At 50.1% G+C, this 17,013-nt stretch carries 17 protein-coding genes, 7 tRNA genes and 1 pseudogene; 17 read left to right on the top strand and 8 right to left on the bottom strand.

The genetic code is table 11. The annotated features are described in order from the left end of the window. Positions 1–56: 56 nt before the first annotated feature. The gene (locus ACR9EC_RS03865) at positions 57–722 is read right to left on the bottom strand and encodes an HAD-IA family hydrolase (RefSeq protein WP_435300193.1); all 666 of its coding nucleotides are present in this window, start codon (positions 720–722) and stop codon (positions 57–59) included. A gap of 119 nt (positions 723–841) precedes the next feature. On the opposite strand from ACR9EC_RS03865, the gene ACR9EC_RS03860 reads away from it, so the two are divergent. Both ACR9EC_RS03860 and ACR9EC_RS03855 read left to right on the top strand, forming a co-directional pair. Then, positions 842–1,114, top strand: a complete 273-nt coding sequence (locus ACR9EC_RS03860; RefSeq protein WP_435300192.1) for a hypothetical protein — start codon at positions 842–844, stop codon at positions 1,112–1,114. A 97-nt stretch (positions 1,115–1,211) separates the two neighbouring features. Next, positions 1,212–1,412: a DUF378 domain-containing protein gene (locus tag ACR9EC_RS03855; RefSeq protein ID WP_435300191.1), complete on the top strand. Its 201-nt coding sequence runs from the start codon at positions 1,212–1,214 to the stop codon at positions 1,410–1,412. 82 nt (positions 1,413–1,494) lie between these two features. Here the strand turns inward: ACR9EC_RS03855 and ACR9EC_RS03850 are convergent, their stop codons facing one another. Then, positions 1,495–2,049: a GNAT family N-acetyltransferase gene (locus ACR9EC_RS03850; RefSeq protein ID WP_435300190.1), complete on the bottom strand. Its 555-nt coding sequence runs from the start codon at positions 2,047–2,049 to the stop codon at positions 1,495–1,497. Between the two features lie 17 nt (positions 2,050–2,066). Next, positions 2,067–2,774 (bottom strand): NAD(P)-dependent oxidoreductase, encoded by a 708-nt coding sequence (locus ACR9EC_RS03845; RefSeq protein WP_435300189.1) that lies wholly within the window; start codon positions 2,772–2,774, stop codon positions 2,067–2,069. 83 nt (positions 2,775–2,857) lie between these two features. On the opposite strand from ACR9EC_RS03845, the gene ACR9EC_RS03840 reads away from it, so the two are divergent. Beyond that, positions 2,858–3,538, top strand: coding sequence for a TetR/AcrR family transcriptional regulator C-terminal domain-containing protein (locus ACR9EC_RS03840; protein WP_435300188.1), 681 nt, complete (start codon positions 2,858–2,860; stop codon positions 3,536–3,538). 35 nt (positions 3,539–3,573) lie between these two features. On the opposite strand, the gene ACR9EC_RS03835 is transcribed toward ACR9EC_RS03840, so the two are convergent. Then, positions 3,574–4,431, bottom strand: a complete 858-nt coding sequence (locus tag ACR9EC_RS03835; protein ID WP_435300187.1) for an aminotransferase class IV — start codon at positions 4,429–4,431, stop codon at positions 3,574–3,576. Then, positions 4,428–5,525, bottom strand: a complete 1,098-nt coding sequence (locus ACR9EC_RS03830; protein WP_435300186.1) for a chorismate-binding protein — start codon at positions 5,523–5,525, stop codon at positions 4,428–4,430. Before ACR9EC_RS03830 ends, ACR9EC_RS03835 begins: the two co-directional genes overlap by 4 nt. 195 nt (positions 5,526–5,720) lie before the next feature. Between ACR9EC_RS03830 and ACR9EC_RS03825 the strand changes: the two genes are divergently transcribed. The 6 genes from ACR9EC_RS03825 to ACR9EC_RS03800 all read left to right on the top strand — a co-directional run bounded on the left by ACR9EC_RS03825 (position 5,721) and on the right by ACR9EC_RS03800 (position 6,355). Next, positions 5,721–5,792: transfer RNA gene (locus ACR9EC_RS03825), tRNA-Gly, on the top strand. Between the two features lie 39 nt (positions 5,793–5,831). After that, positions 5,832–5,905 (top strand) — tRNA-Cys (locus ACR9EC_RS03820). A gap of 23 nt (positions 5,906–5,928) precedes the next feature. Next, a tRNA-Val gene (locus tag ACR9EC_RS03815) sits at positions 5,929–6,000 on the top strand. 75 nt (positions 6,001–6,075) lie between these two features. Next, positions 6,076–6,147: transfer RNA gene (locus ACR9EC_RS03810), tRNA-Gly, on the top strand. 39 nt (positions 6,148–6,186) lie between these two features. Beyond that, positions 6,187–6,260, top strand: a tRNA-Cys gene (locus ACR9EC_RS03805). Between the two features lie 23 nt (positions 6,261–6,283). Beyond that, positions 6,284–6,355, top strand: a tRNA-Val gene (locus ACR9EC_RS03800). Between the two features lie 277 nt (positions 6,356–6,632). Here the strand turns inward: ACR9EC_RS03800 and ACR9EC_RS03795 are convergent. The 3 genes from ACR9EC_RS03795 to ACR9EC_RS03785 form a co-directional block, all read right to left on the bottom strand. Beyond that, on the bottom strand, positions 6,633–6,770 hold the full coding sequence (locus ACR9EC_RS03795) for a hypothetical protein (protein WP_435300185.1): 138 nt from the start codon (positions 6,768–6,770) through the stop codon (positions 6,633–6,635). A 157-nt stretch (positions 6,771–6,927) separates the two neighbouring features. Further along, complete coding sequence (locus ACR9EC_RS03790) at positions 6,928–7,941, bottom strand: hypothetical protein (RefSeq protein WP_435300184.1); 1,014 nt, start codon at positions 7,939–7,941, stop codon at positions 6,928–6,930. Between the two features lie 199 nt (positions 7,942–8,140). After that, positions 8,141–10,291 carry a glycosyl hydrolase family 18 protein gene (locus ACR9EC_RS03785; protein WP_435300183.1) on the bottom strand — a complete coding sequence of 717 codons (2,151 nt, stop codon included), beginning with the start codon at positions 10,289–10,291 and terminating at the stop codon, positions 8,141–8,143. 540 nt (positions 10,292–10,831) lie between these two features. Between ACR9EC_RS03785 and ACR9EC_RS03780 the strand changes: the two genes are divergently transcribed. The 8 genes and pseudogenes from ACR9EC_RS03780 (at position 10,832) to ACR9EC_RS03745 (ending at position 17,005) form a co-directional block, all read left to right on the top strand. Next, a tRNA-Gly gene (locus ACR9EC_RS03780) sits at positions 10,832–10,903 on the top strand. Positions 10,904–11,063: 160 nt separating this feature from the next. After that, positions 11,064–11,264, top strand: a complete 201-nt coding sequence (locus ACR9EC_RS03775) for a hypothetical protein (RefSeq protein WP_435300182.1) — start codon at positions 11,064–11,066, stop codon at positions 11,262–11,264. 151 nt (positions 11,265–11,415) lie between these two features. After that, positions 11,416–13,395 carry a threonine--tRNA ligase gene (thrS, locus tag ACR9EC_RS03770; protein WP_435300602.1) on the top strand — a complete coding sequence of 660 codons (1,980 nt, stop codon included), beginning with the start codon at positions 11,416–11,418 and terminating at the stop codon, positions 13,393–13,395. 93 nt (positions 13,396–13,488) lie between these two features. Then, positions 13,489–14,046: an HIT family protein gene (locus ACR9EC_RS03765; RefSeq protein ID WP_435300181.1), complete on the top strand. Its 558-nt coding sequence runs from the start codon at positions 13,489–13,491 to the stop codon at positions 14,044–14,046. 197 nt (positions 14,047–14,243) lie between these two features. Further along, positions 14,244–14,873, top strand: a complete 630-nt coding sequence (gene pgsA, locus ACR9EC_RS03760; RefSeq protein WP_435300180.1) for a phosphatidylinositol phosphate synthase — start codon at positions 14,244–14,246, stop codon at positions 14,871–14,873. Positions 14,874–14,876: 3 nt separating this feature from the next. After that, positions 14,877–15,830 (top strand): phosphatidylinositol mannoside acyltransferase, encoded by a 954-nt coding sequence (locus ACR9EC_RS03755; protein WP_435300179.1) that lies wholly within the window; start codon positions 14,877–14,879, stop codon positions 15,828–15,830. Further along, a pseudogene (locus ACR9EC_RS03750) lies at positions 15,814–16,288 on the top strand (glycosyltransferase family 4 protein); the annotation flags it as partial. The gene ACR9EC_RS03755 and the pseudogene ACR9EC_RS03750, both read left to right, overlap by 17 nt. Continuing rightward, a complete protein-coding gene (locus ACR9EC_RS03745) occupies positions 16,271–17,005 on the top strand; it encodes a glycosyltransferase family 4 protein (protein ID WP_435300601.1) in 735 nt (244 codons plus the stop codon). The pseudogene ACR9EC_RS03750 and the gene ACR9EC_RS03745, both read left to right, overlap by 18 nt. The last annotated feature ends 8 nt before the right edge of the window (positions 17,006–17,013 follow it).

The following is a 17,013-nucleotide window of genomic DNA, read 5'->3' as shown; positions in this document are numbered from 1 at the left end:
TCCTTTCTGTGTGTGGCAACTATATGTGCCACACACGAAAGAAATCACCTGAATTTTTAAAGCGACGTTAACGAAAGAGTTATGACGGCGCCGTCTTTGCGTAGAGTCGTATGCTCATACGAGGTGATGCGACCAAGGTGTGCAGTGCTGTGGCTTTCGTGGCTGCCAACGATGATGGTTGCTGCTCCAGAAGCAATAGCTGACGCTAAACCGGCTTCAGCATCTTCAAAAGCGATACATGTCGATGCCTCAACGCTTAACTGCCGTGCAGCTTCAAGGTAGGGAGCTGGGTGAGGTTTACCTAGGTCGGTTGTTTCTGAGGTGACAAGTACCGGAGGTAAGGGAAGGCCAGCGATACTCATGCGAGCGATAGCAAGATCTCTGCTGGCGCTTGTGACAAGTGCGTGAGGAATGTTGTGCTCATTAACTGCAGTAAGAAAATCGTAAGCTCCGTCGACTGCGACGATGCCGTCGCTGCGTACTTGTTCTTGAGCTTCTAGGTTTTGAGCTAATTCGACGAGGGTTGCGTGGGGGCTGTGCGGCATGAATCGATGCAATGTATCAAGAGTTTGACGTCCATGCGCATAGTCGATGAGCTCAACGAAATCTAAATTGTGCTGTTGTGAAAAATCGCGCCACAAACTTTCGACCACTGCGGTGGAGTCGACTAGTGTGCCATCCATGTCGAAGAGAAAAGCTGTTCCGGTGTGCGATAAGGGCATGGTGTTCTCCGTTTGTTGTCAGGGTGTACTGTCTCCTTTGTATCTCGTTTTGTGTCGATAGCGAAGATGATTGTATGAAATTGATGCTAGTTGCTGTTCGTTCGCCGTAATCTTTGTGTATGACTGCTTCAGATAAAGATGATGAAACTCCTACGCCTGGCCCTGTTGCATCACGTATCGGCTTAATTTTTCTTGCTGTGATGATGGTCTTGGCCGTTTGGGTGTTGTGGGGAGACCAGACGATTATGTGCGTGTCTGAAGCTGATCCATCTGTAAGTGATGGCGAATGTGTTCCACGCTTTAGTTCATTTGAGAAGACGGCGTTAACTATTGCAGCCTCTGCGCTCTTTATGTGGCTTTTGAGGCGTATTTTCTCTCGAAAATCGAACTAATTTTAATTTTTTATGGGTACTTCTTACTTTCAACTGGAAAAAATTACCTAGCCTGGCTAGCATTATTTTTACGTAGCCACACGAAAGGGAAAGTACTATGCGTGGATTAATTGGTATCGCGACTGCTCTCACCATCATCGGCGGACTCAACTGGGGCCTCGTCGGAGCGTTTGACTACAACCTCGTAGACGCAATCTTTGGAGAAGGGTCAACTCTGTCAAAGATCGTCTACATTGCAGTCGGCGTATCGGCAGTGATCGCACTAGCGAACTTCGCAAACCTGAAGAAGCAAAACTAGTAATAAGCGCAAAATCCGGTGGTTTGAGCAAAGGTTCAGGTACTCAAACCACCGGATTTTTGTATGTGCAGGCCCGCAGCCATCATGAGTAAAGCATGGGATAGAGCACGGGACCATGTTTCTCTATGATGATGGGATTGCCATGGTTACGAAACCCGTAACGCTGGTAGAAACTTCTGTTTTCATGTGACGACGCTTCAAGATATACAGGCTTTTTCTGTACGTCAGAGACAGCAAGAATCGCGGAAATTAGAGTGCCGCCTATACCTTGGCGATGATGCTCCCTATGCACTGCAACCACTGGGACATAAAGGTGGTTAAACATAGGGTGTCGTGCGTTAGTGGCTTCTTCGACTGCCTGCAGTCTTTGCGTAAACGGAGAATCTGGAATCACTTTTTTATCTACATGTGTATGTTCATGCCATAGCGCTGCGCCAACAACTGTGTCGTCAATAAATGCAGCTAGTGCTGTGTCGTTGCTGATGCCTTCCATGAATGCAAACTGAAAGCCTTGCGCCAATAATTGTGTTCTATCGCTTAATGACTCATAAATCCATGAGGTGATTGGGTCGTCTGCGAATGCGTGTGCGCTTAACTGTGCTAGAGCTTGCTGATGTTCTTCCAGTGGCTTTGACACTTGCACTTTTTTCGAGATCATTTTTCTTCTCGCATGGTCGAGTCCTGCTCGTACGCTAAAGCGCTTTCGCTGAGGCAACCAACGATGGCAGGACTTTTTCTCATGAACTGATCTTGCGTGAGAGTGCTAAGCATGAACTTGGCGTAATCGATGCGACGTGTTCTGTCGCTCCTGAGTTTGGGATGCCCTACATTTTCTGCCCATACAGGCATGCCTTGCGAAGGTCCTTCTTCGAGCGTGCTTGCGCGCACAAGGGTCCACATAGATTTGCTCTTTTGTATTAGACGGGCGGCATGAATCTGATCGTCAATATCCATAATGCGTAATGTGCGCATGGTTTTAGTTATTGTTTTGTGCAGCAGCAACTGTGTGTGCGAGTAGTGGTCCTCAGGGTGACCAGGAACGTGCCATCCGCACGAGAAAATTAAACGAGCGTTGGGTTGTGAATGTTCTAGAACTGCGCGTGCGGTTCCTGATGAATAGTGCTTTAGACCCCAAGGAACGAGCACTGTGAGTACTCCGTCACTGGACTGCACTGCTTTGCGTACGACATCGGGGTTATTTGTATCACCGGGAAAAATCGTGACTTTGTCGACGAGGTTGCCAAGTTTGTGAACGCTTTGTTCGCGGCATACACCGGTGACCTCGTATCCCATTTTTAAAGCTTCACGGGCAAGATGTTGCCCCAGCTTTCCCGAGATTCCAATGATGCTGATTTTCTTCATGGGTCCTCCTCTGTTTATAAAACTTACAATGTAAGTACCGTATGCTTACGGTGTAAGTATGTCAATTGGTGTGAGAGAAGAACATGACAGACAGCAAACCCAAAGCTTTGCAGAAACTAAAAAAGGGCACCTTAAATAGAGCACTTATAGTGGCAGCAGCCATACACATAGCAGATGACCTCGGCGTCGAACGTGTGACTATGCGCGCTGTTGCAACCTCCGTAGGAGTAGAAGCAATGTCGCTCTACAACCACGTATCAAACCGCGCCGATTTGCTGGATGCGATGATCGATACAGTCATCGCAGAGATTAAACTGCCACCCGAAAACGAAGAATGGACTCAAGGCCTGCGCAACATAGCCCAATCAACGCGAACCGTACTTCGTCAACATTCCTGGGCTACCGGGATGATCGACTCTCGAAGCAAACCAGGTTTTGCCACTTTGCGGCACCATAACCAAATCCTCGGGATGTTGCGCAGGTCAGGCTTCTCAACAACCATGGCAATCCACGCCTTAGCCGTTCTAGACAGCTATGTTTACGGCAGCGTTCTGCAAGAAAACGCACTTCAACTTGATCATCTAGGAGACCAAAAAACCGCCGCTATCGAACTCCTAAAACAACTACCCGTCGACGAATACCCATATCTCGCAGAAGTAGCCCAAGAACGCGCAACTCTGGGCGATAGCGCCCCCAACACTGATGATGAATTTAATTTTGGATTGGAACTCATTGTGCAGGGTCTTAAACCTGATGAAAAATGAGAAACACTGCAACTTTAGAGGATGAATAATGAGGCTTAGTCCAAAAACTTGTGCTGATGCGTGGCAAAAACATCCATCAAAGCTGTAATCAAGCGCCCCTCAGTCATAGGCCGCCCATCCCACTGCGAAACCTGCTGGACATTGCGGAACGTTCCCAACAATGCAGCGCTCGCGGCTTGCGTTGATGCGATGGTTAATTCATCGCCGTGAGCTTCCCGCATAGGGATATTGTTTTCTTGGGCAAGCGCCAATGAAATATGTCGGGTGACACCGGGTAGGCAGCCTGATGATAGGGGAGGCGTAATGAGTTCGCCTCCGATTTCAAAGAGAATATTTGAGGTAGAACCTTCGGACACCTCGCCGCGGGTGTTCAGCAACAGTGCTTCAGTTCCTCCTTGCGATAGCGCAGAGCGCAAGGCAAGCGTGTTTTCAAAATACGCGGTTGATTTATGGCCAGTAAGAGCAGAGCGCTCATTGCGCACATACTGTGAAGTGACAAGACGAGCAGGCGTGTCGTTGACAGTGCCAAGGTGTGGGGCAACGAACGGCTCGGCAAGCACTGAGCAAGCCACCTGTGTAGAAGAAGTCTGAAGAGTGCTGCTGAGGGCGCTACGCCATACTGTTACCCGTATCCGAGCAACAGGAGACCCGCTTAAGCGTTCAGCACCCTGTTGGACTGCAAGATGAATGGCAGAGAAGTCCAACGATTCAAGGCCTAAAGCCTCACTAGAGGACTCTAAGCGCGATAGATGCTCCCTTAACGCAAAAACACGGCCGTTATAAGCTGCGAGAGTTTCAAACAACCCTTCACCAATAAGTAGCCCGGGGTCATAGGCGGATGCGTTAACGGCAGCTGTATCGACAAAATCCCCATTGATCCACGCAACACTCATGATTCCTCCTGACGAGAAGCAAGAGACACAAGACGTTCAGCCTTTAATTCTGTTTCTAGCCATTCCTTGTCCGGGTCAGACCCCCACGTTATACCCGCACCTGTTCCAAAGTGCAGCGAGGGAGTCAAGCAATGTTCGCAGTCTTCATCCCACCAAAAGGTTCGAATGCCGACGGCAAGCGTTGCAGTGTTATCGTCTGCGTCAACCCAACCAAAAGCACCGCAATATGGTCCTCGTTTGTGGGTTTCAAGTTCTTTAATTAACGACAATGCGCTTGATTTTGGTGCACCAGATACAGAACCTGGCGGGAACGTCGAGGAAAAAACGTGCTTCCAGAAGTTAGTGCCAAGGATGTCTTCTCGAATGTGGCCTTCGACCGTTGAAACAAGGTGCACGAGCCCTGGATGTGACTCGACGTGTAAAAAGTCCCGCACAGCGACAGTCCCTGGCGTGCATAAAGGAGAGATATCATTACGGACAAGGTCAGTAATCATGACATTCTCTGCTTCGTCTTTCGCAGTCAAGCCAGAGGTGTCCTTCGCTGTTCCTTTAATCGGGCTGGATTCGATGACATGCCCGTGGTCCGACTGTGTGATGCGAATAAATAGTTCAGGTGACGCGGAAGCCAGCCAAAGGCGCTCTTCAGGGTTATCGCTTTCAACGTGCGCATACCCTTGATAGGGTGCAGGATTCCCTGAAGCAAGACGACGCGATAAAAGGCGAGGGCTTTGCGGGGACGATAAATCCGTGCTCAACACCCGACAAATGTTGGCTTGATACACAGTGCCCTCAGCAACAGCCTCTCGTGTTGCGCGAACAGCGGCTTTATAGCCATTTTCATCAAGTGATGTGCGCCACGTTGAACTTTTTGGTCCACTCCAGATTTCATCAAATTGTTTAGAAGAAGCCTCGTGGGGTGAAGGAACGCTCTCTTTGAAGAGGGCGTCAAATTTCCATCCGCGAATCATTTCGTCAAAATCGGCAACAATAAGCCATTTTCCGCCCTGTGAAAGGGCGGTAAAAAGTGACTCACCGTGCGCATAGTCAAGTACGGTTGTGCCACGTTGTCCAGCAAAATATGCGTCTGCAATCACTATCTCACGCTATCTCGAGTCATAAACTGACTATTGAATCGTCAAAACTCTAGTGCCTGTGGAGGTGAAAACCCAAGGAAACCTTAGAGATTCTCTCCAATAGGTGAATACCAGTTTGTAATGACCCCCATCAACGTATTATGGTTTTACATGTCGCCGCGACCAGCGTGAAAAAATACGTTGTGTGGTGAACATGCGGATGTGGCTCAGGGGTAGAGCATCACCTTGCCAAGGTGAGGGTCGCGGGTTCGAATCCCGTCATCCGCTCGGAGACAGGTACTGTGTCTGTGTACCTTATATCTCAGTGGTGGAGTGGCCGAGAGGCGAGGCAGCGGCCTGCAAAGCCGTCCACACGGGTTCGAATCCCGTCTCCACCTCCAAGACTCAGATTGTTTGAGTTCTTGCGCGATTGGCGCAGCGGTAGCGCGCTTCCCTGACACGGAAGAGGTCACTGGTTCGATCCCAGTATCGCGCACTACTACACTCAGTAGTACAGGCACTCCATAGTAGGGGTGCTTTATTTATGGCTGAATAGTTTTCAGTCGGTTTTGCGGATGTGGCTCAGGGGTAGAGCATCACCTTGCCAAGGTGAGGGTCGCGGGTTCGAATCCCGTCATCCGCTCGGAGACAGGTACTGTGTCTGTGTACCTTATATCTCAGTGGTGGAGTGGCCGAGAGGCGAGGCAGCGGCCTGCAAAGCCGTCCACACGGGTTCGAATCCCGTCTCCACCTCCAAGACTCAGATTGTTTGAGTTCTTGCGCGATTGGCGCAGCGGTAGCGCGCTTCCCTGACACGGAAGAGGTCACTGGTTCGATCCCAGTATCGCGCACAAAAAGAAACCCTTGAGAAATCAAGGGTTTTTTATTTTGGAAAAGTATCTTTGTGTTGCGGATAAGGTGGGTCTCCGTAGGATCGTTTACATGTCGCCTGCTCGCGTTTGTTCAAGCTCAGACACCATCAACTCTGCCCACAGAACATGAACATGGATGGTTTCATCACGTTATGCGACTTAAAGAAGTGTGTGAAGCGTCTTTTTAAGGGTTGAGAACTAAAAAGACAAAAGGGAAGACAACCGAATGGTTGCCTTCCCTCTTGTCTGCTAGAAATTACTCTGAGACTCCGTTGAGTTCATTAGGAACGACATCAAGTTGCGTTTCTTTCCAAATTTTCTTTGTTGGAATATCAACGGCAACAAGACGGTTCTTTGCTGGCTCTGTTACATAAATTGAACCGTTGAGCGACAAAACAGTCGGGCGTGGTTTTTGCCATTCAGCTGGCTCTTTCCATGCATCAACTACAGGAATGGAATAAGAAATTTGCGCTTTCTTCGGATCAATGACATGAAGCTTGCCATCGGTTCCTAATACGATTGCGTTGCCTTCAGCGTCACGAGTAAGTGACCTAAATGAGTAAGCTTGCTGGGAGGTCTACAAGCGTGAGTGTCTCTTTTTCAACATCTGTGAGTGAAACTTGAGTTGGCTGTTCTGTTTTTGAGTCTTTATCTGACTTGTAATCGCCAAGCACGACAGGGGAGTCCTTTACACCTGCCTGGTTCCCGATGCGCCCATAGTCTGTTGGTGAGTCGACTTTTGTAATCGTTTTATCTTTGACGATTAAAATGCCGTCTTGGCAGCCCACAGTGATTGTTTCAGCAGCGGCCACGGCTTCTCCGTGTACTCCAGGGCATTTGCTGTTCGATGTAAGAACTTTTCCGTCTGCTGCTGCAACATTGACTGTATTGCGTTCGTCGTGTGTGCCCTCAGTGACAACGTAGCTGCCATCTGCACGTTGGATGGCAAAACCGTGGTGCGGTGATTGCGCTGTGTAGGTTGCTACTGGGTCGTGGCTGCTTCCTAAATCGGAGATCGTGTATGTCCAGGCTTTTCCTGTTGCGTCGTCAAAGAAAGTAACGTTCTCTGCTTTAGGTATGACGTGACCTGGTTCTTCAGCTGGAACTAACAGATCTAGCAATTGTGGCTGGGCGGTGTAGTAGTGATCATGGTCGCAGTGCTTGTGTGTCCACGTGCCCATGTCTAAAAGACGAAAGCCGCCAGAGGCTGCAACGGCGAGATAGCGGGGGTTTCCGGTTGCGGAAATTCGGTTGAAGCCGTCAAGTGGGATGTCAGCGACTTCTTCGAGCGTGGATGCATCAAGAATGTGGATGCCGCCGTCGTAGGTTACCGCGATTCGTGGTTTGTACGTGTCTGTTTCTTCTTTGCCTTGTGGTTCTGCGTGGTTGTCTGCACCGTGATCATGATCCGAATGATCTGCGTGTTCGGTGTCCTGAGGGTTTGAAGTGTCTGCTTCTTCTGCTGATTGTGCTGTTGTGCACGCTGTGAGGGCGGTTGTTGCCGCGATGGCTCCAGTAACTAGTGCCACAAGTGCCGTTGTTGGGTGTTTGCGCGATGAAGACATGAATTTCTTTCTAAAGATAACTAGACTCATTCTCATTAACAATGCAGCCTAGGCCTTGGTTAAGTTCCACGAAGACCCTATATGAGAACCGTTATCATTAGCAAGTGTGGGTGCGTGAACGATCAAAAAAGCGGCTGCTCACACGTGTGTGCAAGCAGCCGCCGAGGTGTGGGGGACACACCCTATTTATGGTTAGAAATTACTTCAAACCAGTTTTCATGGCAGAGATAAGTTCACCGTTTGTGGTGTCACCTGAGAGCTCCCAGAAGAATGCTCCACCAAGTTTCTCGCTTTGTGCGTAGTTCATCTTGTTGATGATGTCGCTTGGGGTGTCGTAGCTCCACCAGTTGTTACCGCAGTGAGCATACGACGAGCCGCCAACCTTTCCAGTAGCTGGGCAGGTGTTCTTCAAAACCTTGTAGTCCTGAATTCCTGCTTCATAAGCTCCAGCAGCTGGACCTGTAGCAGTTCCACCTGGTGCAGCTTGGGAAACGCCAGTCCAACCGCGTCCGTAGAAGCCAACACCGAGAAGGATCTTCTTAGAAGGGATTCCAAGAGCCTTCAACTTGTTAATTGTGGTTGTGCTGTCAAATCCCTTGATTGGAATTCCGTTGTACGTGTTGAGCGGTGAGTGAGGGGCTGTTGGCCCATCTTTGTCCCATGCACCGAAGTAGTCGTACGTCATAGGCATGATCCAGTCGAGGTACTGCGCGCCGCCCGCGTAGTCAGCTTTGTCGATCTTTCCACCGGCAGTAGCGTCTGCGGCGATTGCTGAAGTTACGAGGTCGTTTCCAAACTCAGTACGGAGTGCCTGGAGTAGTTTGCGGTATGAGTCAAAGCCAGAGTTGTCACAGCTCAAACCACAAGCATTTGGGTATTCCCAGTCGATGTCGATGCCATCAAAGACATCTGCCCAACGAGGATCTTCGACAAGATCACGGCATGACTTTGCGAAAGCTTGTGGATCAGCTGCAGCCTGACCGAATCCGCCGGACCATGTCCAGCCACCAAATGACCACAGCACCTTGATGTTTGGGTATTCAGCCTTGAGCTTACGTAGCTGGTTGAAGTTACCGCGTAATGGCTGGTCCCATGTGTCAGCTTTACCATCAACGCTTTGAGCTGCAGTGTACGACTTCTCGTAGTCTGCATAAGCGTCACCAATGGTGCACTTACCGTTCTTAACGTTTCCGAAAGCGTAAAGAATGTGAGTGAGTTTATCTGCGGATCCAGAAGTCTTGATGTTCTTTACGTGATAGTTGCGCTGGTAAACACCCCAGTTGGTGAAGTATCCAACAACACGTTCGGTTCCGTCACCAGGGATTTCGGGAATGGTGCCGCCGGTTGAGCCACCGTCAGTTGTTCCACCATCTGTGGTTCCGCCGTCGGTTGTGCCGCCGGTTGTTCCACCATCGGTTGTTCCACCATCTGTGGTTCCGCCGTCGGTTGTGCCGCCGGTTGTTCCACCATCTGTGGTTCCGCCGTCGGTTGTGCCGCCGGTTGTTCCACCATCTGTAGTTCCGCCGGTTGAGCCACCGTCACACGGGCCGAGGTTTTCCCACTGTCCCCATGGGCCAGTTGTGCCAGGCTCTGCACCTTGGGTCCACCATTTAGCTTTCCAAATGCTGCCCTTGTGAGAAACCTTGTCCCCAGCTACATACACCTTGGAGGCAACATAAGCAGCAGGGCAATTTGGGTTCGACCCATCGGTTGAACCTCCGGTTGTTCCACCGTCAGTTGTACCGCCAGTCGTGCCACCATCTGTGGTTCCGCCAGTCGTGCCACCATCTGTGCTGCCACCGGTGGTTCCGCCGTCAGTAGTTCCTCCACCTGAGGTGACGTTTACGTCAATGCAGTTGTAGAAAGCGTTGACGGTGTTGGAAACATTCCAACGAGCCAAAATCTTGTGCTTTCCAGGAGGCAGATTAGTGAGCGTGTGTGAAATGTTGGCTGGTGGTTGTGCGCCGCCTTGGTCAAACTTTTGGTGCAGCTTTCCATCAACGAAGTACTCCCACAGCGAGGTGTTGTGTGCTGCGGTGAGTTTCCACTGGATAGTTACTGACGAGCCAATGTTCTTCACTGGCCAGGGCTTCGACTCATCATCAAGGATTGCAAAGGCTTCATTTCCACCTGAGCATTGCATCGAGCCTTTAGGAGCTTCAACGCTTTGTGGTTCGTATTTAACTTCGCCACAGTCAAAGGATGTGGCTCCAGTTGCGCAGTTTGCTTGGCGGCTTGGTGGGTCTGTGACCCAGCCATGCGCGGACGCGGGAAGTGCTGTGAGCGCGGGGAACACAGCAACAAAGCCCATCGCCGCAACAACCGCTGCTGCTCTGAGTCTCTTGTTCAAGATTCTCCTGCTTTCTGCCTTGGGTGGCACATGCGTGCCACGAATTTGAGAGAGCAATGAACGAAGATTTTTCGTTCGCGTTTATTTTCCGTCCAGGATGAATAAACCAATATGTGTTTATTTGCGTGCTTTATTTACAAATTGTGGACACAATTTGCCCCTTGAACGCAGTGGGGGATGTGCTCGAGTTATGGGGCAAATCGTCTTTGATTTGTCCGGCTCCGACGAGTGTTAAGAGCAAGTGCTTGGTGTCGGAGTAGTGCTCAGGGTGAGGGATGTAACACCGTGTTCGTAATCTTTGCTAACAAAATGTCTTGATGCAAGGGTCTGCGATGGGGACTTCGTGTCGTCTGGTGTAAGTGCGAAGAAAATTTACTTGTGGTAGAAAGATCAACCACATTGATGTCTGCGGTAGCGTCTTGGGCGATTTTCAACACAGGCGCAAGCGTGAAAAAGTGGCGAAAAGCATGTGCGATCAGCAGATTTCAGTTCCTCGGAAAAACCCTGTATGGTTATCAAGTCGATCGCACAGATCAACAAGCGGATGTGGCTCAGGGGTAGAGCATCACCTTGCCAAGGTGAGGGTCGCGGGTTCGAATCCCGTCATCCGCTCAACGAAGGAATCTTGCACACGTAAGATTCCTTTTTTGTTTGCTAAGACAAACTGTCCTGCATAGCAGGACTTGTCTATGAATGCTTACCGCATCACACTTAACTAGAAATACTGTGAGGCGGAAAAGCACACCCCCGCACACCAAAGATAGGAAAAGAAATGGGATTCGATAACCTCGTCAACAAGGCGAAAGAAGCTCTCTCTGGAACTAACAAAGATGAACTCATCGCGCAAGCAAAAGAAGCTGCAACAGATGAGCGCATCGATCAAGTAGCAGACGCCATCAAGCAGGTTGCGCCTGACTCGGTTGACTCTAAAATCGACGGACTAGCTGAAAAAGCAAAAGACCTCAACAACTAAACAATGCTTTCCCGACAGCAGATGAATAAGAATCAACTAACTGTCGATAAGATGAGGGAGTCTCGCAAATAGTCGAGGCTCCCTTTTCTTTATCTAGGAGGACACAATCGTGTCAGACGTCTCTGCACCGCCGCCACAAGTTACATTCACCTTGAATGGACAACACACCACGGTGACTCAGGGGACTACTGGCACCGAACTCTTCGCAAATAATCGCGAAATTGTGGTCCTTCGTGTAGATGGCGAATTGAAAGACCTCTACTACCAGCCACAAAACGGTGAAACTGTTGAAGGCGTGCTCATTTCCGAGCCCGACGGCCTTAATGTACTCAGACACTCTGCTGCGCACGTTCTAGCGCAGGCAGTGCAAAACATTAACCCAGAAGCCAAACTAGGCATCGGTCCACCAATCGCTGACGGCTTCTACTACGACTTTGATGTCGAAACCCCGTTTGCTCCAGAAGACATAAAAGCTCTCGAAAAGCAGATGATGCGCATCATCAAAGAAGGCCAAACTTTCCAGCGCAGAGTAATTACTGAAGAAGAAGGCCAGGCAGAACTTAGCAATGAGCCATACAAGTTAGAACTCATCGGCTTAAAAGGAAATTCTGACGAAGCCGGCGAAGGTGCAAACGTCGAGGTGGGTTCTGGAGAACTCACCATCTACCAAAACGTACGACGAAACGGCGACGTAGCATGGCAAGACCTATGCCGAGGGCCACACCTACCCAACACCAAACTCATCGGTAATGGGTTTAAACTCATGCGTTCCGCCGCAGCATACTGGCGGGGTAGCGAAAAGAACCCCATGCTGCAACGCGTATATGGAACAGCATGGCCAACAAAAGCTGAACTTACCGCGCACTTAGACCGCATCGCTGAGGCAGAACGTCGCGATCACCGACGTCTCGGCACACAAATGGATTTGTTCTCCTTCCCCGACACAATCGGATCGGGTCTTCCAGTGTTCCACCCCAAAGGTGGAACCATTCGCAACGAAATGGAAGACTACTCACGCAAGCGCCACATCGAAGCGGGATACTCGTTTGTAAACACCCCGCACATCACCAAGGGCCATCTGTATGAGGTCTCAGGTCACCTTGACTGGTACCGCGATGGTATGTTCCCGGCAATGCATATCGACGAGGAACTCGACGATGCTGGACAGGTAGTAAAACCGGGACAGGACTACTACTTAAAGCCAATGAACTGCCCAATGCACAACCTCATATTTGATGCACGAGGGCGGTCATATCGGGAACTACCACTACGGCTTTTCGAATTCGGAACCGTCTACCGCTACGAAAAGTCTGGTGTAATACACGGACTCACTCGTGTACGTGGGTTAACCCAAGACGACGCACACATTTACTGCACTAAAGAGCAGATGAAAGACGAACTCACAAGCACCCTGCAGTTCGTACTTGATCTATTAGCCGACTATGGTCTTGATGACTTCTACCTCGAACTATCAACAAAGAACCCAGAAAAATTTGTTGGTGACGACGAAACCTGGGATGAAGCAACCCGCACACTTCAAGAAGTAGCGACAGCATCTGGTCTTGAACTAGTGCCAGACCCAGGTGGAGCAGCCTTCTACGGACCAAAAATCTCCGTACAGGCAAGGGACGCAATCGGCCGCACATGGCAGATGTCGACTATCCAACTTGACTTCAACCTACCTGAGCGGTTCGACCTTGAATATGCTGCCGCCGATGGTACTCGTCAACGCCCAGTTATGATTCACCGTGCGCTATTCGGCTCAATTGAACGGTTCTTCGGTGTTCTCCTCGAACACTATGCAGGTAACTTCCCAGTATGGTTGGCTCCTGTACAAGTAACAGCCATCCCTGTCGCTGAACCCTTTAATGAATACCTTGGCGCAATCGTCACCCGCTTGCGTGATGCAGGGGTACGCGCCGAACTTGACGATTCGTCCGAACGGTTCCCTAAGAAGATCCGAAACGCATCACAATCTAAAGTGCCATTCACCATCATCGCAGGTGGTGAGGACGCAGAAGCCAACGCTGTATCGTTCAGGTTCCGTGACGGAAGCCAAGAGAACGGTATTCCGGTAGAAGACGCAATTCAGCGGATCTTGGATGCTATCGCGACTAAGGCGCAGGTATAAGAGTTTCTACAGGTGGGCTGGAATAACTCCAGCCCACCTGTTACTTTTGGCACACCGATTACAGTGTGGAAAGCCAGGGCCAGGAAGTACGCGATGACAATAGAAGACAAAAACAACTTTGCAGGATCGCAAGATGGTTTTGAACGACTGTGGACTCCACACCGAATGGTTTATATCGGCGGAGAATCTAAGCCCAAAGACGATTCCATAGAACAATGCCCTTTCTGTGTCATCCCACAGGGAGCAGACGAACCAGGGCTTGTCGTCGCCCGCGGAAAACACGCCTACGTGGTATTAAATCTTTACCCATACAATTCAGGCCACCTTATGGTTGTGCCATACGAGCATGTGTCTTTGTACTCCGATATTGATGAGTCCACTCTCACCGAAATCGGTACGCTCACGCAGCATGCTATGAAAGCCCTGACTCATGCTTTTAACCCGAATGGGTTCAACATTGGTATGAATCAAGGTGAAGCGGGTGGTGCAGGAATTGCAGCGCATCTGCATCAACATGTGGTCCCGCGATGGGTGGGAGACGCAAACTTCTTTCCAATTATCGGGCAAGTAAAAGCAATACCAGCGCTCCTTACAGACACACGCAAAAAACTTGCAGAAGCATGGCAGCACGTGTCCTCAACAGAGCACTAGAAGGTCCGAGGTTTCTGTGCATGAAACAAAAACGTGCGTGACAACGTCAAAAATTGTCCAACCAAAGTCTGAAATTCAGCAGGAAACTCATGCGTACGTAGTAAAAAACCTTCAAAATATCCTAAAACCGAGTCGTATGCGGCAAGATAGTGTGGTGCCTAAAACCGGCACCCACATACGTTTAAGGAGAACTCACAGTGCTTGATGGTCTACGCGGCCTTATGGGAAAGTTCTTCCACCCAATCGCACAATTTCTTCTCAAAATTGGGGTAACCCCTGATGCAGTGACAATCGCTGGAACAATAGCAGTGGTAACAACCGCATTATGGGCGTTCCCGACAGGACACCTCGCTGTTGGATCCCTAGTCATTGGTCTTTTCGTTTTCACAGATTCACTAGATGGAACAATGGCACGGCTCTCTGGAAAAGCCGGCCCATGGGGTGCCTTCCTCGACTCCACACTAGACCGACTTGCAGACGCAGCAATCTTTGTTGGACTAGCAGCATATTTCCTCAACGCTTCTAATGCCTCACTGCACACAGCCGGCGCGATCGCCGCAATTTTGTGCCTCGTCTTGGGACTACTTGTGTCCTACGCTCGTGCACGAGCCGAAGGACTAGGCCTTGACGGAAACGTTGGCATAGCAGAACGTCCAGAGCGACTCCTCATATCTTTACTTGCCGCATGTATCGCTGGATTCAGTTCAATCGATGGCATTTTGGTAGGTGCACTGTACTTCTTAGCTGCAGTAAGCCTCATCACCTTAGTGCAACGCATCATGCACGTTCGTCGTCAAGTGCTACACAACACGACTGAGCAGGACTGATCCGTGAGTAAGCACCCATTCTCACTCGCATGGCAGCACGCATATAAAATCCCAGCTCCTATCTACAGAACGTTATTTTCTTGTGCCGCTGACCTCACCTGGCTCCTGCGTAAGGGAGGAGTCACCCAACTCGAGAAAAACCTGCAACGAGTAGCCCCACAACTCACTGCCAAGCAGGTACGTAAACTTGCTCGGCAAGGTATGCGCTCATACATGCGCTACTTTTCGGAAGTGTTCGTCCTCACCCACCTCACTCCTGAACAAGTCCGGCACCGTGTGCGCTTAGAAGGCGAAGTACCAGTCTTAGCCGCGATCAACGAGGGAAAAAGCCCAATCCTAGCGTTAACGCACCAAGGAAACTGGGACCTTGCAGGCGTCTTTGCCAGCGCTCATATTGCCCCCGTGCTAACAGTCGCAGAACGCTTGAAACCAGACGAGGTCTACCAAGAATTCTTGAAATTTAGAGCAGAACTCGGCATGACAATTTTGACTGCGGGAGACTCTGGGGTTTTCCGGCAACTATTGCGAGCCGCAAAAGGCCCGAGCCACCTCATATGTTTACTTGCAGATCGTGACCTATCGGCATCAGGTATTGAAGTGAACTTTTTTGGACACACCGCACGAGTTGCTGCCGGTCCAGCCGCACTAGCAGTAGCAAGTGACGCACCACTTTTTCCTGTGGGCGTGACATACGAAAAAATCACTGGAAAAAGACGTAAGCAAGCAGGGGCATCGTGGGGAATAGTTTTAAAGTTCTACCCGCCCGTCGACATTGATCGAACACAAACCAAAGAAGAACAAATCAATGCGACAACCCAAAAATGGGTGACTGCATTAGAAGAATCCATCGCACAACACCCCGAAGACTGGCACATGCTGCAAAAAGTGTTCATCGAAGATTTAGACCCAGAACGCTACGCACGCATAACAAAGGAGGCTCATGATGGAGCAGCGTAGGTTACGCGTAGGTATCGTTTGCCCATATTCTTTCGACGCACCTGGCGGCGTGCAGTTTCATATTCGCGACTTGGCCGAGGCACTCATCGCCCAGGGACACTCAGTTTCTGTACTGGCACCAGCAGACGAGGACACACCAATCCCGTCTTACATGACCTCTGGCGGTAAAGCTTCTCCCGATCAAATACAACGGGTCAGTCGCGCGACTAACTTTTGGGCCGCGAGCTGCAAACAAAGTACGGCGATGGCTGCGAGAAGGCCAATTCGATATTTTGCACTTGCACGAACCCATGACCCCGTCGTTAAGTATGCTGTCTTTGTGGGCTGCTCGTGGACCGATCGTTGGAACTTTCCACACTGCACTCATCAGATCGCGCGCGCTACAACTGGTCTATCCGATGGTTCGTCCTTCATTAGAAAAGTTCTCGGCGCGTATCGCAGTGTCCGAAGATGCCCGACGAACACTGATTGATCACCTCGGTGGAGACGCAGTAGTCATCCCTAATGGTGTTTATGTTGATACGTTCTCTGCTGCACAATCAGATACGCGGTGGGTGGGAACCCAAGAAGCACCGACAATCGCTTTCCTTGGACGGTTAGATGAGCCACGCAAAGGATTGCACGTACTTTCCGGGGCAATACCAGAAGTCTTAAAAAAATATCCGAAAGCTAGATTCCTCGTCGCAGGTAAAGGCGACGAAGGTAAACAACTTGCGATAGACACACTCGGTGAACACGCTGCCGCAGTTGAATTCCTTGGTGGAATAACTGACGAAGAAAAAGCATCACTGCTGTCTTCAGTGGACTTATACATTGCCCCACAAACCGGGGGAGAAAGCTTCGGCATCGTTCTCGTGGAAGCTATGAGCGCTGGCGCTTCAGTTGTCGCTAGCAACCTTGGAGCTTTTGAACGAGTTCTTGATTATGGACGCGCCGGATTCATGTTTGAAAACGGTGACTCACACGACTTAGCGCGGGCAATCCTCGAAGCATTAGAAAACCCCGTAGAGCGAGCACAGCGAGCCGAGCACGCATCAGTGTTTGTGCGACAGTTTGACTGGTCCGAGGTCACCTCCAAAGTCCTTACAGTGTATGAAATGGTACTTTCTGCTTCTGCTGCTTTAGGACAAGTTGAAGAAGACCCAAACACTCGGCCGATAACCGTTCAACGCTAGGAACACAC

The organism is Timonella sp. A28 (genome assembly GCF_051200815.1).
Lineage (GTDB): Bacteria > Actinomycetota > Actinomycetes > Actinomycetales > Cellulomonadaceae > Timonella.
Note: the sequence above shows the minus strand (reverse complement) of the source record. Positions and strands in the feature narration are given on the sequence as shown.